Origin of the sequence: Sphingomonas yunnanensis (assembly GCF_019898765.1) — a bacterium.
Lineage (GTDB): Bacteria > Pseudomonadota > Alphaproteobacteria > Sphingomonadales > Sphingomonadaceae > Sphingomonas > Sphingomonas yunnanensis.
Genome location: NZ_JAIOKB010000022.1, coordinates 1 through 494, shown reverse-complemented (window position 1 = coordinate 494; position 494 = coordinate 1). Strand labels below are relative to the sequence as shown.

The window sequence follows — 494 nt, the reverse complement described above, 5'->3', positions numbered from 1 at the left end:
AAGGACGACTTCAACAACGCGATGCAGTCGGTCGCGGGCACGCTCACCGCGGTCAACGCCAGCGCCGAGGGGATCACCAACGGCGCCAGCGACATCCGCCAGGCCTCGGACGACCTGTCGCGCCGCACCGAGCAGCAGGCCGCCAGCCTCGAGGAGACCGCGGCGGCGATGCACGAGATCACCACCACGGTGCGCGAGACCGCGGCCAACGCCACCAAGGCCAACGGCGTGGTCATCGATACCCGCCGCGACGCCGAGCAATCGGGCGACGTGGTGCGCCGCGCGGTGGAGGCGATGAACGGGATCGAGCGCTCGTCGAGCGAGATCAGCGACATCATCGCGGTGATCGACGGCATCGCCTTCCAGACCAACCTGCTCGCGCTCAACGCGGGCGTCGAGGCGGCGCGAGCGGGCGACGCGGGCAAGGGCTTCGCGGTGGTCGCCTCCGAGGTGCGCGCGCTCGCCCAGCGCTCCGCCGACGCCGCCAAGGACGT

At 71.7% G+C, this 494-nt stretch carries 1 protein-coding gene; it reads left to right on the top strand.

Annotation, left to right across the window (positions count from 1 at the left end):
• The coding region (locus K7957_RS20200) for a methyl-accepting chemotaxis protein (RefSeq protein ID WP_246617335.1) at positions 1-494 on the top strand (494 nt) is incomplete at both ends.